This is a genomic window from Pseudomonas rhizophila (assembly GCF_003033885.1).
Taxonomy (GTDB): Bacteria; Pseudomonadota; Gammaproteobacteria; order Pseudomonadales; family Pseudomonadaceae; genus Aquipseudomonas; species Aquipseudomonas rhizophila.
Map to the genome: position 1 here is coordinate 1,574,551 of NZ_CP024081.1, position 26,764 is coordinate 1,601,314.

Sequence of the window (26,764 nt, forward strand, 5' to 3'; positions counted from 1 at the left end):
CCACGCATACCCCTGTGGGAGCGAGCCTGCTCGCGATGGCGTAAGACCAGTCGACATCTATATTGACTGACGCACCGCTATCGCGAGCAGGCTCGCTCCCACAAGGGTTTTGTGGTCTGAAGATTACCGGCCCAGCACCTGCAACCGCTGGCGCACGGCCGCTTCGATCCCGGCCTCGTCCAGCCCGCATTCAGCCAGCATCTGCGCCGGTTTGGCGTGTTCGACGTAGATGTCCGGCAGGCCCAGGTGCAGCACCGACTTGAGGATGTTTTCCCGGGCCAGGAACTCGCTGACCGCCGCTCCGGCGCCGCCCATGATGGCATTTTCCTCGACGGTCACCAGCAGTTCGTGACTGCCGGCCATCTCGCGCACCAGGGTTTCGTCCAGGGGTTTGACGAAGCGCATGTCCACCACGGTGGCGTCCAGGGTTTCGGCGACCTTCAAGGCCTCGGCCAGTTGCACGCCAAACACCAGCAGGGCGGTCTGCTTGCCCTGGCGGCGAATCACGCCCTTGCCGATTTCGATCGGCTCAAGATCAGCTTCAATGGTCGCATTCGGGCCGCTGCCGCGAGGGTAGCGCACCGCCGCCGGGCCATTGAACAGGTGACCGGTGGTGAGCATTTTGCGCAACTCGTTTTCATCGCTCGGCGTCATCAGCAACATGCCGGGGATGCAGCGCAGGAACGAAAGATCGAAGCTGCCGGCGTGGGTCGGGCCGTCTTCGCCTACCAAACCTGCACGGTCGATGGCGAACAGCACATCGAGGTTCTGCACCGCGACGTCATGAACAAGCTGGTCGTAGCCGCGTTGCAGGAAGGTCGAATAAATCGCCACCACCGGTTTTGCGCCTTCACACGCCATGCCGGCGGCGAGGGTGACAGCGTGCTGCTCGGCAATCGCCACGTCGAAGTAGCGCTGCGGGTAGCGTTCGCTGAAGGCCACCAGGTCCGAGCCTTCCTTCATCGCCGGGGTAATGCCCACCAGGCGTGGGTCGGCGGCGGCCATGTCGCACAGCCATTGGCCGAACACAGCGGAATACTTCGGTCCGCTGGCCTTCTTCGGAGCGGTGGCCGGGGCGTCCACTGGCTCAAGCTTGGTGATGGCGTGGTAACCGATCGGGTCGACTTCCGCCGGGGCGAAGCCTTTGCCTTTCTTGGTGACCACATGCAGGAACTGCGGGCCTTTGAGATCGCGCATGTTGCGCAGGGTGGCGATCAGAGTGGGCAGGTCATGGCCGTCGATGGGGCCGATGTAGTTCCAGCCCAGCTCCTCGAACAGCGTACCGGGCACCAGCATGCCCTTGGCGTATTCCTCGGTGCGGCGGGCGATTTCCCAGGCGCCTGGCAGGCGTGAGAGCACCTTTTTACTGCCTTCACGCATGCTGGCGTAGGTGCGGCTGGAAAGAATCTTCGCCAGGTAGTTGGACAACCCGCCGACGTTGCGCGAGATCGACATGTCGTTATCGTTGAGGATCACCAGCATGTTGGCGTTGACTTCCGGTGCGTGGTTCAGCGCCTCGAAAGCCATGCCTGCCGTCAGAGCGCCATCACCGATCACGGCAATCGCCTTGCGCTCGCTGTTTTGCAGACGGGCGGCAATCGCCATGCCCAGGGCGGCGCTGATGGAGGTGCTGGAATGGCCGACACCAAAGGTGTCGTACTCGCTCTCGGAGCGCCGGGGGAACGCTGCCACGCCGTCCTTCTGGCGCAGCGTGCCCATGCGCTCGCGACGGCCGGTGAGGATTTTGTGCGGATAGGCCTGATGACCGACGTCCCACACCAGCCGGTCGTCCGGGGTGTCGAATACGTAATGCAGCGCGATCGTCAGCTCGATGACGCCAAGGCCGGCGCCAAAGTGGCCACCGGTCTGGCCGACCGTGTAGAGCAGCTCCAGGCGCAACTCATCGGCCAGGGTTTCCAGCTCGGCTTCACCCAGGCGACGCAAGCCGTCCGGCGTGTTGGCGCGGTCCAGCAGCGGCGTGGTCGGGCGTTTGCGGGGAATCTCTTGAAACGTCGTGGGCATCAGGCGAATCGTTATAGGTATAGAAAGAGGCGGCAGTTTACCTTATGCATCGCAAGCTGCCCACGCGTAGGCCGGAACTTGGCCGATACGCAGTCTGACCCCGTATCAGCTACGGCGTTCGACGATATATCGGGCCAGCTCGCGCAACGGCTCGGCCGCCGCGTCAAAGGGTCGCAGCGCGCTCAAGGCCTGGTCGCGCAACTCCAGGGCATAGGCCTTGGCAGCGTCGAGGCCGAGCAGGGCCGGGTAGGTCGGTTTGTCGCGAGCGATATCGGCGCCCTGGCGTTTGCCCAGGGTCTGGGTATCGCTTTCGACGTCAAGGATGTCGTCCTGCACCTGGAACGCCAGGCCAATGGCCCGGGCGTAGGTCTGCAAGGCTTGCAATTGGTCAGGCGTGGCCCGACCGCTGGCCAGGGCACCGAGTTTGACGCTGGCCTCGATCAAGGCGCCGGTCTTGTGCCGATGCATGTATTCCAGCGCGCTCTGATCCAGCTTGAGGCCCACCGAACCGAGGTCGATGGCCTGGCCGCCGACCATTCCGGCCGGGCCTGCCGCCAGCGCCAGGGCGCTGACCATGTCCAAGCGAATCTGCGCCGGGCAATCGTTCAGCGTCGGCTCCAGCAGGGCGCTGAACGCCAGGCTCTGCAAGCCGTCACCGGCCAGGATCGCGCAGGCTTCGTCGAATTTCTTGTGGGTGGTGGGTTGGCCGCGACGCAAATCGTCGTCGTCCATGGCCGGTAAATCATCATGGACCAGCGAATACGCGTGGATCAGCTCCACGGCGCAGGCCGCGCCGTTGGCCTGTTCAGGCGCACCGCCCAAGGCTTCGCACGCCGCGTAGGCCAGCAGCGGACGCACGCGCTTGCCGCCGTTCATCACGCTGTAGCGCATGGCCTCGTACAGCCGCGCCAGCTCAGGGCTTGGGGCGGTGAACAGGGTGTCCAGTGCCGCGTTGACCCGGGCCTGACTGCCGGCCTGATAAGCGCCGATCATTCAGGCTGGTCCGCGTCGAAAGGCTCTTCGGTCAGCTCACCATCGCGTTCGAGCAACAGTTGTACCTTTTGCTCGGCCTGGGCCAGCGCCGCCTGGCAGTCGCGAGTCAAGCCGATACCCTGCTCGAAGGCGGTCAGCGAGTCTTCCAGCGACAACTCGCCGTTCTCCAGCCGCTCGACCAGCGTTTGCAGGTCGGCCAGAGATTGTTCGAAGTCCAGTGCAGCTTTTTTGCGGGCCATGGCGGCGATTCCGGTTGACTGTTAAACGGGCGCGACACTAGCAGACATGGGGTATTGGGGCAATCAGAGCAGGACCTGCGCGGTCTGTGAAACACTGCTTTTTGGTAAGGGGCAAGCTCCTGCTGGACTTGTAGGAACTGTCGAGTGCAACGAGGCTGCGATCTTCCCCCTGCCAATTGAATCTTGAGCGAAAGTTAAAAGATCGCAGGCTTCGCCAGCGCCAATAGAGGCAACGGGATTACCTCCGAAGCTACGTCAGTTTCCGTATTCGGCTCATTTCGTGAGCCGAATAGCCGCGCTAATCGGCTCACGCCCCCCTCAGTACGTGATTTCCCACACAGATTCGCGCGTTCCCTGATTGTGAATAATCCGCCGAATCGCTAACCTTCGCCGCATCTACGGGCCCCTTGTGGCGGGGCCTTCAGACGTAACCCGAATAATGACAGGCAGCGCCGAGGAAGGGCGCCGGGTTGGGTCATGCATGGCAGGAGGCAGACATGCGTTTTCTTTCATTGTTGATCGTGCTGGCGGGCGCGCCACTGGCGTGGGCCGAGCCTGCCGCCGAGCTGTCGGAACCGGTGGGCGGCTGGCGCTACAGCGGCTTGCTCGATCGCACTGAAAACCCACGCGTGGCCTATCCCACGCCGCCCATCGACCGCGGCGTGCAGCGCAATCGCACGATGATCGAGGGTCGGCTCAAGGCCATGGGCACGGCCCGGGCGCCCCACAGCCTGGCCGTCAACGGCAATCCACTGAATCTCTATACCGACGATGAAGGGCGTTTCGCCCGCCCGTATGCCTTTGGTGCTGGCTCCAACAGCGTCGAGGTACGCAGTTCCGCAGGCCAGTCCCTCAAGCGCGTGCAGTTCTATGAAGCCAACAATCAGCGAACCCCGGCGCAGATCCGCGTGGTGCTGGGCTGGGACGATCCCAAGGCCGAGCTGGACCTGCACATCGTCACCCCCGACGGCCAGCATGCGTTCTTCGGCCGGCCGGCGCTGAGCAACGGCGGCGGCCTCGACCCCGATGGCGTCGATGGCCCTGGCCCTGAGATGTTCACCATGACCGCGCCGATGCACGGTACCTACCTGGTCTACGTGAACTACTGGGGCAACTACAGCAACGGTGGCTACAACTTCGAAGAAACCAGCAACCAGAACGAGGTGATCACCTCGCAGATCAACCTGGTGCTCAACGAAAACACCGTCGATGAAAAACGCGAAACCTTTGTCGTGCCCCTGCGCGCCATCGGCGATCTGTTGCTGGTCAAGACTTTCAACTACTAAGTATCCGCTCCACGGATGAACAGGCCCTTGTGAATATGAGCGACAACACTGCTTCCCCGACCGCGCCGGCCCCCGCCACCAAACCTGTGCGCCGCTGGCCGGCGCTGCTGATCGGGCTGTGCCTGGTGGCCGGTGTCGCCGCCGGACTGGGTTGGTTCATGACCAAGCCCAAGGCACCGCCCATGGAACTGGCGTTGGAAAAACTCGGCCTGAGCCGCCCCGACGGCCTGCTCGAGGCCCACTCCCTGAGCCAGTTGCCCAAGGACTTGCTGGCGGTGCCGTTCCTCAAGGCCACGCTCACCGAGGATTTCGTCTTCTATTACGAAACCCATGCCGACCGCCTCGGGCTGATCGGCAGCCTGCGGCGGATCATCTACGAGCATGATCTCAAACTGCAGGACAGCCTGATCGAGCAGCTTTTCGACCAGCCGGCCGATGTAGCGCTATGGCGCGGCGCCGACGGGCGGCTCAAGGATTTTCTGCTGGTGATGGATCGCGGTGGCCTGGCCAAGGTGCTGGAGCCACTGGCAAAAGTGGCGCTGGATGATTCACAGCTCAGCCAGCTTGGTGAGATGAACGTGGCCGGCGACGTGGTGCCGGTCTATCAACTCACCTATAACGCCAGCAAAGCCCTGGTGTTCGCTTCTCATGGCGACAAGCTGGTGGTGTTGTCCAATCCGACCAGACTCTACGACCTGGGAAGTGGCCCCACCGACGAACCCGGCATGGTCTCGACCCAGGCCCTCGAAGCGCTGCTGGCCGGTGAAAAACTCTTCCCCGAAGCCTTTGGTCTGCTGCCCAAGGCGCCTGAGGTCAAGCAACGCATCTCGGTCAATGCCAGCGTGCTCGCCATGGGCTATCAGCGTTTCATCCCGAACTTCGCCGGGTTGCGTTTCGACATGGACGACAAGGGCTGGCACAGCTTCCTGGCCATGGATGAGCTGGAAGACCAGCCGGACTTCGACTTCAAGCCAATTTGGCAAGCCATGCCCATGGGCGCCAGCGCCTGTGTCGCTTTGCCCCTGGCCGCCGAACAACAGAAGCCATTGCTGGTGAAACTCGGTGCCGACGACAACGCGGCCCAGGTCATGATCGAGCACATGGCCGGCGCGGCGGGGCTGTGCTGGTACGCCGATTCGCGGCTTTACACACCACTGCTGGTGGCGAACCTGAACGATGACGGCGGCAAGCTCGATGCCGACCTGGGCAACCTGTTCGGTTCGATGGTGGGCGCCTACGAAAACAACGTGGCCGAACATGCGTTTCCCGTTGTTGAGACACAGGAAGGCCCGATGCACCGCTGGCAACGCCAGGTCAGCTCCAACTTCGGCCCTTACCCGGCCAAGGACGCCGCGCAGCCCGAGTCGATCACCGGCAAGGCGTTCATGCAAGTCAGTCTGGCGCGGCACGGTTCGACCCTGTTGTTTTCCCTCGACGACAAACTGGTAGACAAGGCCCTCGGCACCCTCGACAAACGTTTCCCGCCCATGGCCGACGTGGTGCCCAAGGACCTGCTGATGCCGGTCTACTTCGGCCCGGATGCCATGGCGCAACTGATGCAACGCGAAACCCTCGACAGCCTGCCCCAGGACATGGAACCGGTGTTCTACAACGCCGCGCAAACCTACCTGATTCCGAAGCTGCGCACCCTTGGCGGCTACGGCAAATACGCCCTGACGTTGCCTGAAGGCAGCGAACCGGACGGCCACTGGCAGTGGTTGCCACTGGAATGGAAAGCGCTGTGACCGGGTTGATCCGCCGCCCCGGATGGGTGTTGATGCTGGCGCTGCTGCTGGGCGGGCAGGCGTTTGCCGCTCAGACACCCGCGCTGGATGTGCAGCAATCGAAGGTCTTTCGTGCCTGGTTCGTGCGTATTGCCCAGGAACAACTGACCAAAGGCCCGAGCCCGCGCTGGTACCAACAGGACTGCGCCGGGCTGGTGCGCTTTGCGGCCAATGAAGCGCTGAAGGTCCACGACCAGAAGTGGTTGCGCAGCAATGGCCTGTCCAATCGCTACCTGCCGCCAGAGCTTGAACTGAGCGATGCCCAGCGACGTCTGGCGCAGCAGTGGCAACAGGGCGGCGGCAAGGTCGGACCCTACGTCAACGCCATCAAGCTGATCCAGTTCAACAGCCATCTGGTGAGCCGGGACGTCACCCAGGCCCGTCCGGGCGATCTGATGTTCTTCGATCAGGGCGATGACCAGCACCTGATGATCTGGATGGGCCGCAACATCGCCTATCACACCGGCACCACCACCCCAACCGACAACGGCATGCGCTCGGCAAGCCTGCAACAACTCATGAACTGGAAGGACACCCGATGGATACCCGACGCAGCCAACCCCAACTTCATCGGCGTCTATCGACTCAACTTTCTCTCCCAATGACCGGTGCCCACATGCTGCGCTTGTGTTCAAAATTGCCCCTGCTGCTGGCCCTGTTGCTGGCGCCGATCGTTCATGCCGAAGACACTGTGCAGCCCAGCGGCTATACGCCGTTGGCCGGTGAAAGCTTCTTCCTGCTGGCCGACAGCAGTTTTGCCAGTGACGAGCAAGCCATGGTCCGCCTCGAAGCGCCGGGGCGCGACTATCGGAAATTCCGCATGGAGCCGTACGGCGGTGCCGATATCCGCGTTTATCGCATCGAAAAACCGCTGGATTTCCTCAAGCGCCAGAAGAACCTGCACCGGGTGGTCAGCGACGGCCAGTTCAAGGGCGAAGGGCTGTCGAACACCCTGGCGTACCTGTGGGACAACTGGTACCGCAAATCCCGTCGGGTGATGCAGCGGGCGTTTTCCTACGAGTCGCGTCAGCAAGTCACCGAGCAAGTGCCGGAACTGAAAATGGGCAGCGCCATCGCCGCGCCGACGCCGTACGACGCGCAACCACAGTTCGCCTTGATTCCGGGTTTGCCGGTGGTCAGCCAGTTCCGTTACCCGCTGTGGCAGGCCAAGCCGATCCAGCCGCCAGCGGGGGTCAACCTGGCGGGTTCGTCGAGTGAGTTCATCAGCGTCGCGCCAGGCAACGTCTACGTGCCACTGGGCCAGTTGAAACCCGGTCTCTATTTGGTCGAAGCGCTGATCGGGAAATACCGGGCCACCACCATGGTGTTTGTTTCCAACACCGTAGCGGTGAGCAAGATCGCCGGGGACGAGCTGCTGGTCTGGGCCGCGCGTAAACACGAAGGTCGTTCGGTGCCCAAGGTCAACGTGCTGTGGACCGACGGCCTGGGCGTGATGAGCAGCGGCGCCACCGACGAAGACGGCTTGCTGCGCCTCAAGCACGTCAGCCCGGAGCGTTCGTTCGTCATCGGCGAGGACGAGGAGGGCGGGGTATTCGTCTCGGAAAACTTCTACTACGACAGCGAAATCTACGACACCAAGCTGTTCGCCTTCACCGATCGGCCGCTGTATCGGCCGGGGGACTGGGTGTCGCTGAAAATTGTCGGCCGTGAATTCAAGAATGCCCGGGACTCGGTGCAGCCGACGGCCGCCGACGTCAATGTCAGCGTGCTGGATGCCACCGGCACCGAGTTGCAGACCCTGGCCCTGAAGCTGGACTCCAAGGCCGGCACCCAAGGCCGTTTCCAGTTGCCGGAAAACGCCATGGCCGGTGGTTATGAGTTGCGCTTTGGCTACAAGGACCAGCTCTACAGCAGTGCCTTTCGCGTGGCCGAATACATCAAGCCGCACTTCGAGATCGCGCTGAACCTCGCCAAGCAGGATTACCGCACCGGCGAGCCGGTCAAGGGCGCTCTCGTGCTGCTGTACCCGGACGGCAAACCGGTGGCCAACGCCAAGGTGAGCCTGAGCCTGCGGGCCCAGCAACTGTCGATGGTGGATAACGAGCTGCAGCACCTGGGGCAATTCCCGGTGGAGCTGACCAGCAGCGAAGTGACCACCGATGCCAAGGGCAGCGCCACCCTCGATCTGCCGGCCGCCGACAAGCCGAGTCGCTATACGCTCACTGTGTTTGCCAGCGATGGCGCGGCGTATCGGGTCAAGACCACCAAGGAAATTCTCATCGACCGTGGCGCGGCGAACTTTCGCCTGAGCGCGCCCCAGCGTTTCAGCGCCGCCGGCGAGAACGTCTCGTTCAGCTACACCAACGAGGGTGGCACCACACAAAGCAACGCCGTGACGCCGGGCAGCTACGCCTGGGTGCGGCTGGAAGACCAGACCACCGGCGAAGGCAAACTGGCGGCCAAGGACAAGGGCTTCAGCCTGACCTTCGAGCGTCCGGGCACCTACAACCTGACCCTCAAGGATGACCACGGTCGAGTCATTGGCGCCACCGGCCATTCGGTGACCGGCGAAGGTATCAAGGCCGTGCCGGGCACGGTCGAGATTGTCCTCGACAAAGCCCAATACCAGGCCGGTGACGAAGCCCTGGCGCTGATCACCTTCCCGGAGCCGGTCAGCGATGCGCTGCTGTCACTGGAGCGGGACAAGGTCGAGGCTACGGCGCTGCTGTCCAAGGGCGGCGGCTGGCTGAAAATGGAAAAGCTCAGCGACACTCAATACCGCGCGCGCATCCCGGTGAAAGACGCTTTTGCGCCGAACCTGACCTTCTCGGTGCTGTACACCAAGGGCGGCCAATACAGCTTCCAGAACGCCGGTATCAAGGTGGTCGCGCCGCAGATCGACGTCGCCATCGTTACCGACAAAGCCACTTATCGGCCTGGCGACACGGTGACCGTGGACCTGAGCACCCAGTTCGTCGGCAAGGCGATCCCGGCGCACCTGACCGTCAGTGTCGTGGATGAAATGATCTACGCCCTGCAACCGGAAGTGGCGCCCACCATCGATCAGTTTTTCTACCATCCGCGCCGCAACAACGTGCGCACCAGCGCCAGCCTGTCGTTCATCAGCTACGACGTCGCCCTGCCGGGCAGCCCGGGCGCGCCGGGCAAGGCCAACCGCAGCGAGCGCGGGGTCAAAGTGCTGGAGCGGCCTCGTCGTGAAGACGTCGACACTGCCGCGTGGCAACCGGAGCTGGTCACCGACGCCAACGGTAAGGCCCGTTTCACCTTCAAGATGCCGGACTCCCTGACTCGCTGGCGTATCACGGCCCGGGCCATCGCCGATGACGGCCAGGTGGGGCAGAAAAAGCAGTTCATCGGTTCAGAGAAACCGCTGTACCTGAAGTGGAGCGGCCCGACCCGGTTCCGCAGTGGTGACAAACCGCAAATGGGCCTGTTCGCTTTCAGCCAGTCCGAACAGCCGTTGAAGGCCGAACTGCTGATCCGTTACGCCGGTACTGAACAGCGCGTGGTGGCGGACCTGAAGCACGGCATCAACTATGTGGCGCTACCGTCTCTGGAGTTGAGCAACGGCGACTTGAACGTGCAGTTGCAGGTCAATGGCGAAACCCAGGACACCCTGGCCGTGCAACTCAATGCCATTGGCAACGGTTGGCAAGTCACCCAGAGCCAGCGCCTTGACGTGGCGAGCGGTGACACACCGCTGAGCCTGCCGCTTGATGCCAGCGATATCCGCCTGCGCCTGGACGACAGCCCGCAAGCGCTGTTCCGTTCGGCCCTGGATGACTTGTTGAGCTACCCCTACGGCGGCGTCGAGCAAACCGCCAGTCGTCTGCTGCCGCTGAGCATCGCCTACCCGACGCTGGCGGCGAACCCGCAGATTCGCGATCGCTTGCGGCTGATCATGCAAAACAGTCGCCTGCGCCTGGTGCAAATGGCCGGGCCTGCGGCGAGCTTCACCTGGTGGGGCCAGGCTGGCGAACCGGATGCGTTCCTCACGGCCTACGCTTATTACGCCGACTGGCACGCCAGCCAGGCCCTGGATCTGAGCCTGCCGCCGGAGCACTGGCAGCGGGTGCTGGAGGTCTACGCCAAACAGGCCGGCGATACGCCGTTGCTGCAGCGTGCGCTGATCCTGTCGTTCGCCAAACAGATGCAACTGCCGGTGAACACCTTGCTCAGCGGCTTGATGGACGACCTGGCGAAAGCCGGCGAGGGCGGCGATTCGAGCGTGATGGACAGTGGCGAAGGCAGCCTGGTCATGAGCGCGCCGGATTCGGCCCTGGGCTTGGCCAGCGCCCGCATGCTGACGGCGTCCCTCGCCAGGCAGGTGAAGGTGCCGCTGCCGGAGGCCTTCAGTCGGCAACTCGACGCCGCACAACAGCAACTGGACGTCAGCTCCCAGCCGTTCGTCGAGGCCTTGAGCCTGTCACTGCAAAGCTTCGATCAGGCGCGTGCCAAGGCATTGCTCGAACGTCTGCTGCCGCAGCAATCGACCCTTGAACGGGCCCTGGCCTTGACCTGGCTGCAACGCAGCATCGAGCAGGCCGCGCCCGCCGTGGCCCTGACCCCGGGTGAAGGCTGGAAGGCCCGGCAAGGGGCCACCGGTGAAACCTACTGGCAATGGCAGGGCGCGCAGCTACCGACCCTGCTGACCTTAAGCGGTGCCGAGGAGCGCCCGTTGCAGGCGGCACTGAGCTACCAGAGCCAGCAAGCGCCCGTGACGCCGATGGCGGTGACCATTACCCGGCGCTTGTCCCGTCTGGTGCCGGGCGACGAGGCCTTCACCTTCAAGCTCGAAGCCGTGGGCAGCAAGCCGCTGTCCAGTGACAGCCTTTATCTGGATGAAGTGATCATCAACAGCAAGGCGCCTACGCCGCTGCGCTACGGCATGCTCGAAGTGCCGCTGCCGCCGGGTGCCGATGTGGAGCGCACCACCTGGGGCGTCCAGTTGCTGGGCAAGGCCGGCAGCGAGCCGACTTCCCTGGAGAAGGCGCGCTTCGAACCGGGGCAGATGGGTTACGCGGTGCCGCTGGACGCCCTGAGTGGCGAGCTGCGCCTGCGGCATCTGGTGCGCTTCTCCCAGAAGGGCCAGTTCAGCTTGCCGCCGGTGCGTTTCACCCAGGTCTATGCGCCGCAGCATCAGGCTCGGGAACAGAAACCGGCGCTCGGTCAGGTCACGGTCAACTGACGTGCGCTGGCCGCGGCTTGGGTGGTTGTTGTGCTTGATCCCTGCGCTGGCCACAGCGCAGGAGGAACCGTTGCGCCTGGCTTTCGATGGTCAGTTGCTGCGGGTGAGCCAGACCCAGGTGCTGGACCGTCAGCCCTTGCCCGAGGCCTTGCAGGCGCCGCTGGGCAGTGTGTGGAAGCTATTTGTCTACGCATGGCTGGTGGACACCGGCGCTCGCGAACCGGCATATGAATGTCGCGGTGAGTCCAAAGAGGAAGTCTATTGCTGTAGCGCCGGGCAGAGCATCGGTCGCGATCAGGCGTTGGTGAAATCCTGCGGTCTGTATTTCGAGCCGCAGCGACTTGGGCTTTCGGCTTCGAACTGGCGCGATTACTGGCAGGCCCGCCAAGCGCCGTCGTGGCTGCTGGACCTGCCGAGCCTGCAACCGCAAAAACAGGTACGCGTGGCTGAACTGCTCAAGGCACTGGCGATGCTGCCGGCTCAGGATCAGGCCCGTCGGGTACTGCTGGACGTGGTGCTCAACGCGGCGGATGGGCGATTGGTCGGCCAGCTGGGCAGTCGTCTGCGGGTCAAGACCTGGAGCTGGCTGGGTGAACAGGATCCTTCATCGCGCCAGGGCGGCTTCGCCGGTTGGCTGGCTGACGGCACGCCGGTGTGGGCCGGTGGGCGTGGCACCAGCGAGCAGATATTGAAGGCATACGGTGATGGATTGGCTGCGGCGCTGCCGTCTCGTTGGCCAGCGGAAACGGGGCGATGCGTGGAAGTGGACCTGTTCGCCCGGTATCCCTTGCAACGGGTGATGGCGGGTGACCGGCCGGCCACCCCAGGCCCGCTGCGCGGCGATTACCGTGTCGAATTCGCCAACGGCAACCAACTGGATATCCACAGCGACGGCGAGTTGTTCCTGCTGCCCGGCAAGCTGGTGGCGCGACTGGATCGCGAAGAGTACGTCGCCCGGGTCCTGCAGCGCGAAGCCAAGGCTGAACCCGTCGAAGCGGCCAAGGCCCTGGCTGTGGCGATCCGCAGCTACCTGCTGCAAAACGCCCAGCGTCACGGCGATTGCCTGAGCATCGATGACAGCAGTCATCGCCAGCGCGTCGCCCCACGTCCGGCGACGCCGCAAACCCGCGCCATCGCCGCCTGGACCAGCGATCTGGTGCTGGCGGGCACCGACGTGACCTACCACTCTGACCAATCCGCCCCGGACAAACTGTCCTGGGCGCAAGCCGTGGAGCAGGCCAGCGCCGGCCAGCGCTACGACGCCATCCTGCTGCATGCCTACCCGCGCGCCAGCCTCAGCCGCTGGGACAATCCGGTGGCGTCCTGTGAAGCGCTGCCCGCCGCCCAGGACTGGTTGTTGAAACAGCGACGCGGCTGGCGCCCCCGTCTGGCAGATGAAGTGGGTTACAACGAAATCAGCGCGTTTGCCGTCTGCCGTGTCGCCTTCGGCCGGCCCTATGTCGACCGCGAACGCCGGCGCATCTATGTGCGCGGTGTGCTGTCGCTGCAAGACCGCCTCGACCTGACCCACGAATACTTGCACCTGGCCTTTGAAGCCCACCCCAACGGCCAGGACGAAACCTACATCGAAGGGCTCGCCCGTCACCTCTTGCTGGAATAGACCATGACACTCCGTTATCCACAGGCCTTGCTGTTGCTCTGCGCTTTGGCCGTGTTGCCGCCAGCCATTGCGGGCGAGGGCATCAAACTCGACACCCCGGTCGGCGGCTGGCGCAGCGGTGCGCCGGGCGGTGAAGGCGAGAGCTTCAGCCAGACCGTCAACTACCCGGCTTCTTCGGTCAACACACCTCAGGGCCAGGCCAACACCGCCCGCATCAGCGGCCAGATCAAAGGCACGCCCAAGGACAGTAACGAGCCGGGCAAACTCATCATCAATGGCGTGACCCTGCCGCTGAAACTCGACCCGCAAGGGCGCTTCGACCGACCGTTCTCGTTCCCCAATGGCAGCAACAGCATCGAAGTGCGCAGCCCCGACGGCCAGCAACGCCACCGTACGCAATTTCTCAACACCAGCGGCGGCGCCACCCCGGCCAAGCTGCGGGTCTTGTTGACCTGGGACAGCGACGGCACCGACCTGGACCTGCACCTCGTCACCCCGGACGGCGCCCACATCTGGTACGGCGACCGCGTCGTCCCCAACGGCGCCGCGCTCGACGTCGATGTCACCACCGGCTACGGCCCGGAAATCATCGCCATGCCCGCGCCGATCAAAGGCCAGTACCTGGTGTACGTGAACTACTACGGCGGCGGTTACCGCAGTGACGAGGACGGCGAGCAACATGCGGCACAAGCCCTGACCACGGCGCAGATCACCGTCATCACCGAAGAGGGCACGCCAAGCGAGAAGATGGAAACCTTCGTGGTACCGATGCGCACGGCGGGGGAGTTGATGTTGGTCAAGAGCTTCAGTTACCCCTAAGGCAGCGCCAGAGTCGTTTGTGAGTGTGGGAGCGAGCCTGCTCGCGATAGCGGTATGTCAGACACCCTGATGCTGAACGTGCTGTCGCTATCGCGAGCAGGCTCGCTCCCACAGGGGGTGTCCGTGGTTTGTGACAATTAGAAATCTCACGTCGGGGAGTTGTCGGAGTCGGTTGGCTTCGACGCGAGGGTTTTCAAGAATTTCGATGAGCTTCTTTTTGAACTGCTGTCGCAGTGTTTCGCCTAGCTTGTTCCACTCCTTCAATGCACGTCGATCAAATTCAAGGCTATAGGTCATCCAGGCTGACCTTCACTCGTTGAGGGTTGGCGAGGCGCTCTGTGACCACCGCAATGAGCGCTTCATCTTCCTCACTGATTAACGCGGCCTTGAAAGGCAACTTGCCTCGCTCCGCTACGTATTGAAGTGTCTGGCGTAGCAGTTCGGAAGGCGTAACACCGAGCTTTTCCAGTTCGGCAAATGACCGCCGCTTAAGGTCATCGTCAATGCGGATGTTGATGGAAGCCATGGAGTAATACCTGTAATGACGTTTGGCGTTACGTTAGCAACTACTCCTCCCGTCCGGCACCTTTGGTTTGCGGGTTTAGCTGTTTTCAGACGAATCGGCCCCTTGTTGAGTGAGACAAAATTCATCCGGGAGCCGGGGAGTTGTGATTGACCTCGCCGCTGTGACCACCACAAAACAGTGTGGGAGCGAGCCTGCTCGCGATGGCGGTGTGTCAGACACCCTGATGCTGAACGTGCTGTCGCTATCGCGAGCAGGCTCGCTCCCACAGGGGGTGTCCGTGGTTTGTGACAATTAAAAATCTCACGCGTGAGCTATTGAGGGGCCTGGGTATTCCCTGTAGTGTTTCTCACGCGTGAGTTTTTTCGCAGTGAGGTCAGCACCATGAACAGCCGCTCTCCAACAGATCCTGCGGGGTCTGTTACCGATTCAGCGAGCCGCAAGGGAGAGCGCTCGAAACCGTCCGTGAAAAAACCATCCAGCTTTTACATGAAGCAGATGCGCGCGGGCTTGAGTGCCGCCGGGTATGTGAAACACGAAACTTGGGTGCTTCCCGAAAACCGGAGCCTGCTCAAGCAGATGGAGAAACAGCTACGCCAACCGATTCTGGCTGGCTCATTCATGTCGGAGAATTACATGAGCGCAGGTAACAACTGGAACATTGATCGCCTCTTCAGTGCCCTTCAGGCCCTCGACGAAGTGGTGGCGAACGACATCACGCTTTCCCTTGTTCAAGGCTCCGAGTCCAGCATCAAGCTGGAAATGAACGACTTTGGCGGCTTGCCGATTTACATCGCAGTGGTGGGTGATCAGATCATCGTCGACACCGTTCTGGTGGATGTCGAATCGATCAACGACGTCGCGGCCTTCAATGATGCCGTGCTGCGCAGCCGGGAAATGTTCCCGCTGTCCTCGATCGGTATCGAGTCCATGCCCAACGGGCAGATTGTCTACAACATGTTTGGCGCACTGAGTTCCGACTCCAGCCTGACCAACGTCGTGACCGAGGTCAAAACCCTCGTCGACAACGTCCAGCGCGCCAGCGAAGCCTTCGAACGTTTCTTCATCTAATTTTTCGGGAACAGGAAATATCCAATGACTCAGTCCATCTGGAGCAAATTGTTCACCGCGCTGCGTGGTGGTGCCAACGAAGTCGGCGAGTCGATCGTCGATCAACAGGCCCTGCGCATCCTCGACCAGGAAATTCGCGATGCCGACAGCGCGCTGGCCAACGCTAAGCGTGAGCTGGTCACCATCATGGCCAAACACAAACTGTCGACTGACCGCGTCAGCGAGTACAACGCCAAGATCCAGGACCTGGAGTCCAAGGCGCTGGCGGCCATCCAGGCCAACCGTGAAGACCTGGCACTGGAAGTGGCCGAAGCCATTTCGACCCTGACCTCTGAGTTGGACGCCGAGCAAAAGCACGCGACCGAGTTCGGTGGTTACGCTGAAAACATGCGCAAGGACATCGTCAAGGCCGAGAACCGCATCAAAAGCCTGCGTCAGCAAGTGGACATGGCCAAGGCCCGTGAGAGCGTGCAGAAAGCCCAGGTCAGTGCTTCGATTGCCAGCGGCGGCGCCAATGGCAAGCTGGAAACCGCCGTCGGTACGCTCAACCGCCTGCAGGCCAAGCAACAGCAACGTGCCGCTGAACTGCAAGCCCAGGACGAACTGGCCGAGGCTTCGACCGGCAACGACCTGGAGCGCAAACTGCGCGATGCCGGCATCACGCCGAACGAAGGCAGCGCCAATGCGATTCTGGAGCGCCTGAAGAAAAAATCGGCGGAGTAATCGGCTGGGCTTTGCCTTGGTGAGGACCGGCCAAGGCAAGCCAGGCACAGACCTTGTGGCGAGGGGATTTATCCCCGTTGGGCTGCGAAGCAGCCCCAATAACAGCGAGCTCGACCCAGCTGACACACCGAGGGTGTCAGGTTTCAGGGCTGCTCCGCAGCCCAGCGGGGATAAATCCCCTCGCCACAGGGTTTTGTGTTCAGCTTCAGGTTTTGTGTCTTAGTCCTGTTTTCCTGAAAATTCCCGGATTTATTGTCACCAAAGCTCTTCTATCCACGCCGCGCAGCAGGTTTAATGCTGCCCCGTGACCGCACTTGAGCACTCCGCTGCCCGTGCGATGACGTCGCCAGGAATGAACCCACGGAGTCAGGGACGAAATGTCGATTTTCCTTTTGCTGCGAACCTACGCCTCGTCCTTCTTCCATCGGTTCGGCTGGGCGGGCCTGGCCATTGCGTTGGGCGTACACCTGTCCATCGCCTGGATCGGCCTGGTGCTTCTGGGCGAACAGCACCTCATCGCTGCCGCCACGTTTATCTACTTCTATCTCACCACCACGCTCACCGTCGGCTATGGCGATCTGTTGCCACAGACATCCGGCGGGCGAATTTTCGTGGCCACCTGGATCATGCTCGGGGGCATTGCCCTGTTGACGACGGTCATCGGCAAAACCACCAGCAGCGTCATTGATGTATGGAGAAAAGGCATGAAGGGCAAAGGCGATTTCACCGGCAAGACCGGCCACACCGTTCTCATCGGCTGGGAGGGCGCCTCCAGCGAACGGGTCATCGAGTTGCTCCTGCAGGACGAGACGTCCAACGACAACCTGATTGTCATCTGCGATTGCGTGCTTGAAGAAAACCCCATGCCCGGCAAGACGACTTTTATCAAAGGTGAAAGCCTGTCCTCTGTCGCACTTTTGCAGCGTGCCGGTGTGCCGGGTGCCGAACGCGTCCTGGTGCGCACCCACTCAGACGACCTTACCCTGTCCACCGTGCTGGCGGTCAATCAACTGAACCCGGTCGGGCATGTGGTCGCCCATTTCAATGACAGTGAAGTGGCCGCCCTCGCCAGCGCCTACGCGCCCAGCCTGGAATGCACCTCCAGCATGGCCATTGAGATGTTGGTGCGTGCTTCACAGGATCCGGGTTCGTCAGTGGTCATCAATGAATTGCTTTGCGTGGGCGAGGGCGCCACTCAGTACCTGATGAAACTGCCCGAAGCGTTTGATGCCGCGTTCGGCGATCTGTATGTGCAGATGAAAGAACACCACAACGCCATTCTCATCGGCTACCGCGCCAAAGGCGCCCGGCACCCGTCGATCAACCCGCCCTGCGACACGCGGGTCGGGGGCGGCGGCGACCTCTTCTATATCGCCTCCGCGCGTCTCAAGGAAATCTCCAATGGGCTGGTTTAAACGGTTGATGGGCATGGAGGCGCCGAACTCGGGCAAGGACTCCAAATGGGTCGCCAACCCAATCCCGGCCTCCGTCGGGCCGCTGGGCCTGGCATCTGGCAAAGAACTCAGGTTCGATAGCACGCTGAAGTTGTTGCTCGACGGCAACACCGGCGTGGTCATCCCGGATGCCCAGCAGATCTGGAGCACCGGCATCGTCGACCTCGGGCAATCGAACTGGCTGACGCGCTGTTACATGAACGACGAGGACTACTGGCTGCAAGTGCACACCAGCGGCGATGTCGCCGGGCAGGTCGAGTCGGTGATCCTGTTCAATTACCTCAGTTACGTCACCCTCAACAGCGAAGCGGAGTTGCGACGCCTGGCCGGGCCCGAAAGCCTGATCGGCCTGCCGACCTACAACCACGACGGTGTCGAGTACAGCCGCGAATGGGGCACCGAGGAAGGCCAGACAGAACTGGTGGCGTTGAGCGAGCGCGTGAGCAATCCGGATGAGTCCTACAGCGTCGAGCACCGCTCAATGCTGTATGCCCGCGAAACTGGCCTGACCGATCGCCGGGAGTTCCTGCTGTTTTCCGTCGAAGAAGATGCCGAAGGCACCATCAGCTTGAGCACGTCGCTGGGCATTTCGCTGTACACCACTGACCTGAACACTTTTTAAAAAAGGAAGAAGTCCATGCTTGAAGCGCTCTCGATTTCCCTGAACAAAGCCGCCGTGCTCGGGTTTGTGTTGTACATCCTCGGTGCGGCCGTGCTGTTCGCGCTGTACCAGTTCATCTACACCCGGATCACGCCGCACAAGGAATTCGAACTGATCCGTTCGGGCAACGTGGCCGCCGCCATCGCGCTGGGCGGCGCCATCATCGGTTTCGCCATTCCGGCCAGCAATGTGATTGCCTATTCCGTCAGCATTCTGGACTTCGTCGTCTGGGCCGTGATCGCAGCGTTCGTGCAACTGCTGGCGTTCCTGGTGACCAGCCTGGTGCTCAAAGGCGCCTCTGAACGCATTAAAAAGGGTGAGCTCGCCGCGGGTATTTATATCGCGGCAGTGGCCATCAGCGTCGGCATGTTGAACGCCGCGTGCATGACGCCTTCCCAGAACTGATTGCGCCACGGAGATCCCATGAAACGAAGCAAGTACGTTCAGCTCTCGCTGGCCGCGTCGGTCGCCATGGCGATATCAGGCTGCGGCCCGACGGAAAAAACCTACCCGGTACAGAAGAAGTACAACTTCCAGTCCGTGCAGCAATGTGCCGATGAAAAACTCCCGGTAGACGTGTGCTCCGACGCCTACATGACCGCCATGGCCGAGCATCGCCGCATCGCACCGACGTACAGCAACCAGGCCGATTGCGATGCCGACTTTGTTGCCGATTGGTGCCAACAGGATTCCACCGGCCAGTTCATCCCCAGGCTGGGTGGTTTCGAACTGACCGCCGATGGCCAGGTTACCCAAGCCCAGGTGGACGCGGCCAAGGCACAACTGCCGGCCTCCGAAGCCAATGCGCAAGGCTCAGGGTTCTCCGGCACCAGCCTGCTGACCGGGTTGCTGATCGGCAACATGCTGAGCAGCAACCGCAACAGCTATTACTCCCAACCGGTCTACCGCTATCGCGATGATCGCGGCAACTACGCGTCCTCAACACTCGCCCAGCGGATTTCCAAAGGCTCGACCTTTACCAAGTCCAATCAGGCGAGGTATGGCAACTACACCGACACGGTCCGGTCCGCCAGCAAGCCGATCTCTGTTGCTTCCTCCACCTCCCGTGGCGGTTTCGGCAGCAAAGCCAGCGCCCGCAGCGGTTGGGGCGGCTCGAGCAGCTCCGGGCGATCGAGCAGTTAAGGAACGCGCGTCATGAAGAAAGTCCATTGCGCCGAACGTCATGACTGGAAACAGACCGCCGAGAGTCTCGGCTTTCTGTTCCACACCATCGACGACGAACCCTATTGGGACGAGAGCGCGTACTACCAGTTCACGCTCAAGCAGATCGAAGACGATCTGGAGGACCCGACCACCGAGATCCATGAGATGTGCATGGACCTGGTGGCCCGAGTGGTTCAGAGCGAGGAGCTGCTGGAGCGCCTGAGCATTCCCGCGCCGTTCTTCGACATGGTTCGCACCTCATGGCTCGAAGGGCATCCGCACCTGTATGGGCGCATGGACTTCTCCTACAACGGCAGCGGCCCCGCCAAGCTGCTGGAACTGAACTACGACACGCCGACCAGCCTGTACGAGGCGTCGGCGTTTCAGTGGGGCTGGTTGGAGCAATGCATCGAGCGCGGACTGTTGCCCGGGCATGCCGACCAGTTCAACAGCATCGACACCAAGCTGCATCAGGTCTTTGCCCAACTGCAACTCAAGCAGCCTTTTTACTTTGCGTCGATGAAAGACTCGATCGAAGACAAGGGCACCACCGACTACTTACGCCTGATCGCGGAAAAAGTCGGCATCGAATCGCGGCACATCGATATCGAGGACATCGGCCTTACAGGCGAAGGCCGTTTCGTCGATCTGGAAGATCGCTGGATCCCTCACCTGTTCAAGCTGCATGCCTGGGAGTTCATCTTCCACGAGCCTTTTGGTGCGGCGATTGCCCAGAGCGACACGCAGTTTTTCGAGCCGGCCTGGAAATCGATCATCTCCAACAAAGGCATCCTGCCGTTGCTGTGGGAATTCAACAAAGGTCACCCGAACCTGCTCGCAGCCCATCTCGACACTGACTCGAGCAAAGCCGTACCCAAGGGCTGGGTACGCAAACCGTTCTTTTCCCGGGAAGGCGCCAACATCGAGCTGCAAACCGCTGATGGCCTGATCGTCAAAGAAGACGGCCCCTACACCGACGCCCCCTTCATCCTCCAGGAATTCGCCCCGTTGCCGAAGTTTGGCGACAGCTACACATTGATCGGCTCCTGGGTCATCGGCGACCAGGCCGCCGGCATTGGCGTGCGGGAAGACAACAGCCTGATCACCAAGGATTCGAGCCGGTTTCTGCCGCATTTGATTCTCGACTGATTGCGATCAGTCCATCGAGGATCAAGCGACGAGAATCCCATGTGGGAGCGAGCCTGCTCGCGATGGCGGTGGATCAGCCAACATCAATGTCGACTGACTTTCCGCTATCGCGAGCAGGCTCGCTCCCACAGGTCAGGTGTTCACCAAAGATTCTTCAGGTCCACCAGTACCGCACCAGATGAAAGAAGATCGGCGCGGCGAAGCACACCGAATCCAACCGATCCAGCATGCCGCCGTGGCCTTCGATCATGTGCCCCCAATCCTTGACGCCACGGTCACGCTTGATGGCCGACATGACAATCCCACCGGCAAACCCCAGCAAGTTGATCAGCAAGGCGATGAGGAACGACTGCCACGGATTGAACGGCGTGATCCACCACAGCGCGCCACCGATCAGCGAAGCCAGCAGAATGCCGCCGACAAAACCCTCGACGGTTTTCGACGGTGACAGGTTCGGGGCGATCTTGTGTTTGCCGAACAACTTGCCGCACACGTACTGCAGCACATCCGACAACTGCACCACGATCACCAGGTAAGCGATCAGCAACAGGTTGCGCCCTTCGAAACCAGCGATGTCCAACGTCAGCAGCGCCGGCACGAACGAGATGCAGAACACCGCGATCATCAGCCCCCACTGGACCTTGGAAGCGCGCTCCAGAAAGTGCGTGCTGTCGCCGCCCAGGGACGCCAGGATCGGCAGCAGCAGGAACACGTACACCGGGATAAAGATCGAAAACAGCCCGTACCAATCAAAATAAATCAGCAGGTATTGCAGCGGCAGCGCCAGGTAAAACGCCGCCACCAAGGCCGGGTAGTCGCTGCGTCGGGTCGGTGTCAGGGTCAGGAATTCCCGCAGGGCGTAAAACGACACGGCGTAGAACAGCAGGATGACCGCGGCGTTGCCCAGCCAGAACGCGGTGCCGATCACCAGCACCATCACCCACCAGGCGTTGATCCGTGCGTTGAGGTTATCGATGACCGAATTCGGCGCGCCTTTTGTCCGCAGTTTGAGAATGAAACCAATCACGGAGGCCAGCAGCAGAATTGCGCCGATCCCGCTAAACAGCATCAGGGTATGTCTATCCATGTCAGACGTGCTCCGGGGCCAGTGCCAGCAGCGCGGCCCGGCTGCGTTCAAGGAATTGCTCTTTGCCTTCATCTTCTTCGATGCACAGCGGCGCGCCGAAACTGGTGGTGCACAACAGCGGCAACGGCAGTACCCGACCCTTGGGCATGACGCGATTGAGGTTGGCGATCCACACCGGAATCACCTCGACCTCGGGGCGGCTTTTCATCAAGTGATAGATCCCGCTCTTGAACGGCAACAGGCCGTCCTCCGGGTTGCGCGTGCCCTCGGGGAAGATGATCAGCGAGTCGCCGTTTTCCAAGGCATCGAGCATCGGCTGCAAAGGGTTGTACGAAGGGTCCTTGCGCTCGCGGTCCACCAGCACGCCGTTGAACACCCGGTTGATGATGTAGCGCCGCAGCGGGCTGGTCTGCCAATAATCGGCGCCCGCCACCGGCCGGGTAAGCTTGCGCAGCGCCGGCGGCAACGAGGCCCACAGCAGCACGAAGTCGCCGTGGCTGCTGTGATTGGCGAAGTAGATCCGCTGCACCGGTTGCGGCGCGCAACCGAGCCACAGGCTGCGAGCGCCCGTGAGCATGCGGGCGGCGGAGGTGATGAGGCTGGCGACCACGGGTTCGAACATGAGGATTCCTTGTCCTGAGAAACATAAGCGTAACTGTGGCGAGGGAGCTTGCTCCCGCTGGGCTGCGCAGCAGCCCCCAAGAGGCTGAACACAATCAATCTGATACACCGCAGTGCTTGGTTTTGGGGCTGCTTCGCAGCCCAGCGGGAGCAAGCTCCCTCGCCACAAAAGCTATCTAGATACCTGAAGTTAGCCAGGGACTTGTGAGGATCAAGCCCAGCGTCAAGACAACTTGCGTGGCCAGCAACAACGACTGGCGGCGCAGCAGCAACAACGCGCCGTGCCGGCGCTCGGTCCAGAGGCGACCGCTGCGTTCGACCGGTTGCAGGCCGAGGGCGGTGAGGGCTTGATCCAATGTATAGGTTCGTTCGGCCAGCGATTGGGTGCTGTCCGCCATGCGCTGGAACAGGTCGGCATCAAACGCCACGCGCTGCGCCCAGTACTTTTGCAGCACGCCAAGCATGAATATCACGACGCTAAAGCACAGCAGCCACGGATTGACGCTACCGACCAAAAGTTGAGCCAGCCCCAGCAGCGCCGCTAACAGGGTCAGCCCCGTGGAAAGCTGATCCAACGAGTGACCTCGGCGCAACAGGCTCGCCACCGTGTGGAGTTCCATATCACTGATCATGGTCATTCCTCGTGCTTGTGGATAACCGTTCCAACGCCCGACGGTGCGCCGGATGCAAAACAACCTGCGGGCGGGCCCGCTGGATTTGGACGATGGCCGCATCGACGCTGGCGGCCCGGCCAGTGTGCAACAACCACGCGGCCACAGCGCTGGCGCTGCGCGAATAACCCAAGGCGCAGCAGACCAGCAGCGGCCCATGCTGACGAAGGTTCTCGATCATCCGTGCAGCTTCCAGGCACTGCTCGGCACTGGGCGCGGTCAGGTCAAGCACCGGCAATGCGCGATAGGCGATGCCGGTGCTGTCCATGGACATTTCGGCGCAAAGGTCGAGCACGCCGGTAAACGCACTGTCCTTCAATTCCATCGGCGTGGGAATGCGCCCCAGCCAGACGTTATCGGCCACCTGATCGGCCTGCGGATGCTTGCGCGTCCACCATCGGGAATTGATCCACGCCGCCGCTAGGTAAGGCGCCAACAGCCAGCGCACCGCCGGGCTCAATCGGCCATCCGCGCGCTTCTGAAAGCCATCGGCACCGAACACCAGGTAATTCAGCGCCACCCCCAGCACCGCCACCGCCGGCCAGATCAACCAGAGCCACGCGCCACCCAAGGCAAACGCCGGAACGAAAAACGCCGCAGCCCCTAAACCATAGCGCAAAGCCAATCGCAGACGAGCCGGGTCCGCGGTCACACGCGCATTTTTCAGCGGGCTGGGCCGATCCAGCGGCCACAACCAGACACACAACCACCCGGCCAACGCACCTGTGGGCAGGTCAATAAAGTGATGTTGATACGTGGTCAGCACCGACACGCCAATTAGCGCGAACCAACCGTGCATCAGCCAACGCCAGAGCCCTTGCAGGTGCCGCTGATAACACACCCACAGCACCACCAACAACGCGATGTGCAGTGACGGTGCCTGATTGAACGGCTTGTCGAACCCGGCCAGCACGTCGAACAGCCAACCGAACACCCCATCCATTTCCGGCCGGGCGAAGGTGAAGCGCAACGGCCAGATCAGAAAACAACTGACCGCAATCGCCTGGGCCGTGAGCAGACGCAAGGCGTGGCGTTTGAGTTCTTCGCGGCTGTTGGGCAACAGCAGGGACAGGCCGTACAGCAGATCAATCGACCAATAGGGCACGATGGTCCAGGCCATGAACGGCATGTAGCTTTCCCAACCAAACACCAAGCTGCCCACGTCGTCCCGCTGAGACGTCACCCAAGTGGCGAAGCCATAGGTGCTGAAAAACAACGGCGCCAACAGCAGTAACCACAGCACCGCCGGCTTCAACAGGCCGGGCTCGCGGGTCGGGGCGATGACGGCGCTCATCACTGCACTCGCTGAGCCAGCGAAACGCTGAAGATGCCCCACTCATCGACCCGCAAAGTGATCTTGCGGAAACCCGCCGCCTCCACCAGTTGATCCATCTCCGCCTGCGTGCGCCTGCGCATCACCCAGGCCTGCCCGGCGCGGTGGCTGGTGAGGGCGCGGGCGATCAGTTCCAGTTGTGGGTGCCACGGCTGCCCGGTGTAGACCAGGAATCCGCCAGGCTCCACCGCCTCGGCCAGGCCGGCGAGGGAGTCACCGACCATCTGATTATCGGCAAACAACTCATACAAACCGGACACCACCGCGAGCGTCGGTTTGGGCTCCAGCGCCGCCAGATTCGGGCGATCAAAGGCATCACCTTTGACGAACTGAGCGATATCGCCCAAGCCCTTCTCAAGAATCAGCGCACTGCCGTCCCGCACGTTGATGTCGCTGTAGTCGCGCAGCAGGATCGACTCCGGCAACGGACTGACACCTTGCAGCGCTTCGAGAATGTAACGGCCATGACCCGCGGCGATGTCGACAATGCGCACTTCGCGGTCCTGCTCGCGCAAACTGCCCATGGCCAAACGCAGCAGCTCCTCGACGTGCAACTTGCGCTGACGAATCCCGCGCCAGCCGATGGAGTTCAGGTAATTCTGGTCAATCATCCGTCCCAGGGCCGAGGTGCCGGTGGGGCGATTGCGGTAGACGTAATCCAGCGTGCTGCCGGAGTCGAAGCCGGTGTCGAAACCCAACTTCACCCCAGCCGACAACTTGCTGCCAAAGCGCATGCTGGCGCGGGTCATGCGCCAGTACAGGTCGCGCAACGAATTGTGCGGCAGCGGCGTCGCCAAGGCTTCGGACTCGGCGCAGGTCGCGCCCAGGCGATCAGCGTCCAGCAGGGAAGGGCGGTCCAGCGGGCGGGCAAAGTTTTGCAGAATGAACCGACGGGCACTGGCAATGGCCGGCGCTCGGTTTTTCTCGCCGAGGGTGTCGTGGAAGAACCCCGGCAGAATGTGTTTCTCCTTGTGCACACTGCCCAGCCGCTCGAAGAACTGCTCCTGGGGTTTGCGCTGCACCACAAAGTCGGAACCTGAGATCAACAACTGCGTCGGCACCTGAATCGCCTGGGCATCGGCCACCACGCGGTCGGCGGCTTCGTACAGGCCCAGCAGCACATTCACCGAAATCGCCTTGGTGATCAGTGGATCGCTGTCGTAGGACGCCACCCGCTCCGGGTCATGGCTGAGGAATTTCGCCTTGACGTAACTGTTGACGAAAAAGTTGCCGCGAAACCGCCGCATCAGCGCCAGGCCCGGACGAGCGAAAGGCACGTAAAGCTTGACCTTGAACGCCGGCGACGCCAGCACCAGCGAGCGAATGCGCGGCGCGTAATCGTGAACCCAGGTCGACGCAATCACCGCCCCGACACTCTGCGCCACCACGGCGATATTCTGTTCGTCGATCTGATGCGTTGCGCCGATGTGATCGCAAAGCGTCTGCACATCCCGCGCACTGGTGGCAAAACTCGGACTGTCGCCGCGCGCGCCCGGCGACTGGCCATGGCCGCGTGCATCCCAGGCAAAGAAGTCGAACCCGGGCAAATCCAGCTCATCCACCAGATGCGCAATGCGCCCGGAGTGTTCATGACCCCGATGAAACAACAACACCGCCTGACGAGGCTCACCCGGCGCCGCATCGACGGCCGGCCAATGCCGGTAAAACAAATCCACGCCGTCAAAGGTGGTAAACGTCAGTTCCTGGGCTTCGCGCATTGCAACTTCCTTATGCTGAGGGAGCGTTTTCCGTCACTTGATTCAGGCCATGACGCACCCGATTGACCAAGGTATAAACCAGCAGGGCGGCTACCACCGCCATCACACCATCAACCCAGAGTGTCCCGAGCCAACCCAGGGCAATCCCGGTCGCCAGCACGCCCAACACAAAGGCGCGATCACTCTTGCCCATCGGCCCGTCATAGCGCCGCGAAGCCCCCACCATCGCCCCCAGCACACCGGCGTATTCGCTGAACAACGCCAACAGCGTGACCAACAACACCAGCAACAGACTGGCATCGGCAAACAGGGCAAAAGGCAGGATCAAGGCAGCGTCGGCGATGATATCGCATAGCTCATTGAGGTAGGCGCCCAGATGCGATTGCTGCCCGAACTCCCGCGCCAACATGCCATCCACCGCGTTCAACGCCATGCGCAGAAGCATCCAGATCGGCACCAGGATAAACACCCCCGGATGATTGGCGAACCATGCCACCACGGCCCCCACCAGCACAGAGACAACGCCGGCGAGCAGGGTGACCTGATTGGCGGTGATGCCCTTGTCGTAAAGGCGCTGGACCATGGGGCGCAGCAGGTTCTGGAAGGCGGGTTTGAGCTGGTAGATGGAGGGCATGGGAATGAAATCTCGGCCGGT

The 26,764-nt window shown here is 61.9% G+C and carries 23 protein-coding genes and 1 pseudogene; 13 read left to right on the forward strand and 11 right to left on the reverse strand.

The window, feature by feature from the left end; all coding sequences use genetic code 11:
* Positions 1–123 precede the first annotated feature (123 nt).
* The 3 genes from dxs to CRX69_RS07465 all read right to left on the reverse strand — a co-directional run bounded on the left by dxs (position 124) and on the right by CRX69_RS07465 (position 3,254).
* Positions 124–2,022 carry a 1-deoxy-D-xylulose-5-phosphate synthase gene (dxs, locus tag CRX69_RS07455; RefSeq protein WP_047229735.1) on the reverse strand — a complete coding sequence of 633 codons (1,899 nt, stop codon included), beginning with the start codon at positions 2,020–2,022 and terminating at the stop codon, positions 124–126.
* 105 nt (positions 2,023–2,127) lie between these two features.
* Positions 2,128–3,015, reverse strand: a complete 888-nt coding sequence (gene ispA / locus CRX69_RS07460) for a (2E,6E)-farnesyl diphosphate synthase (RefSeq protein ID WP_047229734.1) — start codon at positions 3,013–3,015, stop codon at positions 2,128–2,130.
* Positions 3,012–3,254, reverse strand: coding sequence for an exodeoxyribonuclease VII small subunit (locus CRX69_RS07465; RefSeq protein ID WP_047229733.1), 243 nt, complete (start codon positions 3,252–3,254; stop codon positions 3,012–3,014). The genes ispA and CRX69_RS07465 overlap by 4 nt, the downstream gene beginning before the upstream one ends.
* 497 nt (positions 3,255–3,751) lie before the next feature.
* On the opposite strand from CRX69_RS07465, the gene CRX69_RS07470 reads away from it, so the two are divergent.
* From CRX69_RS07470 to CRX69_RS07495, 6 genes are read left to right on the forward strand one after another with little or no spacing between them, the layout of a single operon-like run.
* Complete coding sequence (locus tag CRX69_RS07470) at positions 3,752–4,540, forward strand: YfaP family protein (RefSeq protein ID WP_047229732.1); 789 nt, start codon at positions 3,752–3,754, stop codon at positions 4,538–4,540.
* A gap of 35 nt (positions 4,541–4,575) precedes the next feature.
* Positions 4,576–6,285, forward strand: coding sequence for a DUF2138 domain-containing protein (locus CRX69_RS07475; protein WP_107321788.1), 1,710 nt, complete (start codon positions 4,576–4,578; stop codon positions 6,283–6,285).
* Positions 6,270–6,929, forward strand: a complete 660-nt coding sequence (locus CRX69_RS07480) for a DUF1175 domain-containing protein (protein WP_047229730.1) — start codon at positions 6,270–6,272, stop codon at positions 6,927–6,929. The genes CRX69_RS07475 and CRX69_RS07480 overlap by 16 nt, the downstream gene beginning before the upstream one ends.
* Complete coding sequence (locus CRX69_RS07485) at positions 6,926–11,494, forward strand: alpha-2-macroglobulin family protein (protein ID WP_107321789.1); 4,569 nt, start codon at positions 6,926–6,928, stop codon at positions 11,492–11,494. Before CRX69_RS07480 ends, CRX69_RS07485 begins: the two co-directional genes overlap by 4 nt.
* The gene (locus CRX69_RS07490; RefSeq protein WP_420821198.1) at positions 11,433–13,115 is read left to right on the forward strand and encodes a DUF2300 domain-containing protein; all 1,683 of its coding nucleotides are present in this window, start codon (positions 11,433–11,435) and stop codon (positions 13,113–13,115) included. The genes CRX69_RS07485 and CRX69_RS07490 overlap by 62 nt, the downstream gene beginning before the upstream one ends.
* Positions 13,116–13,118: 3 nt before the next feature.
* The gene (locus tag CRX69_RS07495) at positions 13,119–13,934 is read left to right on the forward strand and encodes a YfaP family protein (protein ID WP_107321791.1); all 816 of its coding nucleotides are present in this window, start codon (positions 13,119–13,121) and stop codon (positions 13,932–13,934) included.
* Positions 13,935–14,045: 111 nt separating this feature from the next.
* Here CRX69_RS07495 and CRX69_RS07500 read toward each other — a convergent pair.
* Positions 14,046–14,231: pseudogene (locus CRX69_RS07500) on the reverse strand (type II toxin-antitoxin system RelE family toxin); the annotation flags it as partial.
* Positions 14,221–14,460, reverse strand: a complete 240-nt coding sequence (locus CRX69_RS07505; RefSeq protein ID WP_047230583.1) for a type II toxin-antitoxin system RelB/DinJ family antitoxin — start codon at positions 14,458–14,460, stop codon at positions 14,221–14,223. The gene CRX69_RS07505 and the pseudogene CRX69_RS07500, both read right to left, overlap by 11 nt.
* 486 nt (positions 14,461–14,946) lie before the next feature.
* On the opposite strand from CRX69_RS07505, the gene CRX69_RS07510 reads away from it, so the two are divergent.
* The 7 genes from CRX69_RS07510 (at position 14,947) to CRX69_RS07540 (ending at position 20,679) form a co-directional block, all read left to right on the forward strand.
* Complete coding sequence (locus CRX69_RS07510) at positions 14,947–15,528, forward strand: YjfI family protein (protein WP_092394936.1); 582 nt, start codon at positions 14,947–14,949, stop codon at positions 15,526–15,528.
* 24 nt (positions 15,529–15,552) lie between these two features.
* Positions 15,553–16,251, forward strand: coding sequence for a PspA/IM30 family protein (locus CRX69_RS07515; protein ID WP_047229446.1), 699 nt, complete (start codon positions 15,553–15,555; stop codon positions 16,249–16,251).
* Positions 16,252–16,628: 377 nt separating this feature from the next.
* Positions 16,629–17,666: an ion channel gene (locus tag CRX69_RS07520; RefSeq protein WP_107321792.1), complete on the forward strand. Its 1,038-nt coding sequence runs from the start codon at positions 16,629–16,631 to the stop codon at positions 17,664–17,666.
* Positions 17,653–18,327: a DUF2491 family protein gene (locus CRX69_RS07525; protein ID WP_047229448.1), complete on the forward strand. Its 675-nt coding sequence runs from the start codon at positions 17,653–17,655 to the stop codon at positions 18,325–18,327. The genes CRX69_RS07520 and CRX69_RS07525 overlap by 14 nt, the downstream gene beginning before the upstream one ends.
* Before the next feature lie 15 nt (positions 18,328–18,342).
* Positions 18,343–18,771 carry a DUF350 domain-containing protein gene (locus CRX69_RS07530; RefSeq protein WP_047229449.1) on the forward strand — a complete coding sequence of 143 codons (429 nt, stop codon included), beginning with the start codon at positions 18,343–18,345 and terminating at the stop codon, positions 18,769–18,771.
* Positions 18,772–18,789: 18 nt separating this feature from the next.
* Complete coding sequence (locus CRX69_RS07535; RefSeq protein ID WP_076383471.1) at positions 18,790–19,509, forward strand: DUF1190 domain-containing protein; 720 nt, start codon at positions 18,790–18,792, stop codon at positions 19,507–19,509.
* 12 nt (positions 19,510–19,521) lie between these two features.
* The gene (locus tag CRX69_RS07540) at positions 19,522–20,679 is read left to right on the forward strand and encodes a glutathionylspermidine synthase family protein (protein ID WP_047229451.1); all 1,158 of its coding nucleotides are present in this window, start codon (positions 19,522–19,524) and stop codon (positions 20,677–20,679) included.
* Between the two features lie 154 nt (positions 20,680–20,833).
* On the opposite strand, the gene CRX69_RS07545 is transcribed toward CRX69_RS07540, so the two are convergent.
* From CRX69_RS07545 to CRX69_RS07570, 6 genes are all read right to left on the reverse strand, one after another.
* Positions 20,834–21,766, reverse strand: coding sequence for a phosphatidate cytidylyltransferase (locus CRX69_RS07545; protein ID WP_047229452.1), 933 nt, complete (start codon positions 21,764–21,766; stop codon positions 20,834–20,836).
* 1 nt (position 21,767) lies between these two features.
* Positions 21,768–22,388 carry a lysophospholipid acyltransferase family protein gene (locus CRX69_RS07550; protein ID WP_107321793.1) on the reverse strand — a complete coding sequence of 207 codons (621 nt, stop codon included), beginning with the start codon at positions 22,386–22,388 and terminating at the stop codon, positions 21,768–21,770.
* A gap of 175 nt (positions 22,389–22,563) precedes the next feature.
* Positions 22,564–23,019: a hypothetical protein gene (locus tag CRX69_RS07555; protein ID WP_107321794.1), complete on the reverse strand. Its 456-nt coding sequence runs from the start codon at positions 23,017–23,019 to the stop codon at positions 22,564–22,566.
* Positions 23,009–24,352 (reverse strand): phosphatase PAP2/dual specificity phosphatase family protein, encoded by a 1,344-nt coding sequence (locus CRX69_RS07560; protein ID WP_107321795.1) that lies wholly within the window; start codon positions 24,350–24,352, stop codon positions 23,009–23,011. The genes CRX69_RS07555 and CRX69_RS07560 overlap by 11 nt, the downstream gene beginning before the upstream one ends.
* Entirely contained in the window at positions 24,352–26,109 is a 1,758-nt protein-coding gene (locus tag CRX69_RS07565; RefSeq protein ID WP_107321796.1) for a bifunctional alpha/beta hydrolase/class I SAM-dependent methyltransferase, read from the reverse strand. The genes CRX69_RS07560 and CRX69_RS07565 overlap by 1 nt, the downstream gene beginning before the upstream one ends.
* A 10-nt stretch (positions 26,110–26,119) precedes the next feature.
* Positions 26,120–26,743, reverse strand: a complete 624-nt coding sequence (locus tag CRX69_RS07570; RefSeq protein WP_107321797.1) for a CDP-alcohol phosphatidyltransferase family protein — start codon at positions 26,741–26,743, stop codon at positions 26,120–26,122.
* Positions 26,744–26,764 lie beyond the last annotated feature (21 nt).

Bases quoted from the DNA above. Each gene is read 5' to 3' on its own strand.
- dxs (WP_047229735.1), bottom strand. From the start codon at position 2,022: ATGCCCACGACGTTTCAAGAGATTCCCCGCAAACGCCCGACCACGCCG.
- CRX69_RS07470 (WP_047229732.1), top strand. From the start codon at position 3,752: ATGCGTTTTCTTTCATTGTTGATCGTGCTGGCGGGCGCGCCACTGGCG.
- CRX69_RS07570 (WP_107321797.1), bottom strand. From the start codon at position 26,743: ATGCCCTCCATCTACCAGCTCAAACCCGCCTTCCAGAACCTGCTGCGC.
- CRX69_RS07565 (WP_107321796.1), bottom strand. From the start codon at position 26,109: ATGCGCGAAGCCCAGGAACTGACGTTTACCACCTTTGACGGCGTGGAT.
- CRX69_RS07475 (WP_107321788.1), top strand. From the start codon at position 4,576: ATGAGCGACAACACTGCTTCCCCGACCGCGCCGGCCCCCGCCACCAAA.
- CRX69_RS07520 (WP_107321792.1), top strand. From the start codon at position 16,629: ATGTCGATTTTCCTTTTGCTGCGAACCTACGCCTCGTCCTTCTTCCAT.
- CRX69_RS07555 (WP_107321794.1), bottom strand. From the start codon at position 23,019: ATGATCAGTGATATGGAACTCCACACGGTGGCGAGCCTGTTGCGCCGA.
- CRX69_RS07465 (WP_047229733.1), bottom strand. From the start codon at position 3,254: ATGGCCCGCAAAAAAGCTGCACTGGACTTCGAACAATCTCTGGCCGAC.
- ispA (WP_047229734.1), bottom strand. From the start codon at position 3,015: ATGATCGGCGCTTATCAGGCCGGCAGTCAGGCCCGGGTCAACGCGGCA.
- CRX69_RS07495 (WP_107321791.1), top strand. From the start codon at position 13,119: ATGACACTCCGTTATCCACAGGCCTTGCTGTTGCTCTGCGCTTTGGCC.
- CRX69_RS07525 (WP_047229448.1), top strand. From the start codon at position 17,653: ATGGGCTGGTTTAAACGGTTGATGGGCATGGAGGCGCCGAACTCGGGC.
- CRX69_RS07490 (WP_420821198.1), top strand. From the start codon at position 11,433: ATGCGCCGCAGCATCAGGCTCGGGAACAGAAACCGGCGCTCGGTCAGG.
- CRX69_RS07540 (WP_047229451.1), top strand. From the start codon at position 19,522: ATGAAGAAAGTCCATTGCGCCGAACGTCATGACTGGAAACAGACCGCC.
- CRX69_RS07550 (WP_107321793.1), bottom strand. From the start codon at position 22,388: ATGTTCGAACCCGTGGTCGCCAGCCTCATCACCTCCGCCGCCCGCATG.
- CRX69_RS07480 (WP_047229730.1), top strand. From the start codon at position 6,270: ATGGAAAGCGCTGTGACCGGGTTGATCCGCCGCCCCGGATGGGTGTTG.
- CRX69_RS07560 (WP_107321795.1), bottom strand. From the start codon at position 24,352: ATGAGCGCCGTCATCGCCCCGACCCGCGAGCCCGGCCTGTTGAAGCCG.
- CRX69_RS07505 (WP_047230583.1), bottom strand. From the start codon at position 14,460: ATGGCTTCCATCAACATCCGCATTGACGATGACCTTAAGCGGCGGTCA.
- CRX69_RS07530 (WP_047229449.1), top strand. From the start codon at position 18,343: ATGCTTGAAGCGCTCTCGATTTCCCTGAACAAAGCCGCCGTGCTCGGG.
- CRX69_RS07545 (WP_047229452.1), bottom strand. From the start codon at position 21,766: ATGGATAGACATACCCTGATGCTGTTTAGCGGGATCGGCGCAATTCTG.
- CRX69_RS07535 (WP_076383471.1), top strand. From the start codon at position 18,790: ATGAAACGAAGCAAGTACGTTCAGCTCTCGCTGGCCGCGTCGGTCGCC.
- CRX69_RS07485 (WP_107321789.1), top strand. From the start codon at position 6,926: ATGACCGGTGCCCACATGCTGCGCTTGTGTTCAAAATTGCCCCTGCTG.
- CRX69_RS07515 (WP_047229446.1), top strand. From the start codon at position 15,553: ATGACTCAGTCCATCTGGAGCAAATTGTTCACCGCGCTGCGTGGTGGT.
- CRX69_RS07510 (WP_092394936.1), top strand. From the start codon at position 14,947: ATGAAGCAGATGCGCGCGGGCTTGAGTGCCGCCGGGTATGTGAAACAC.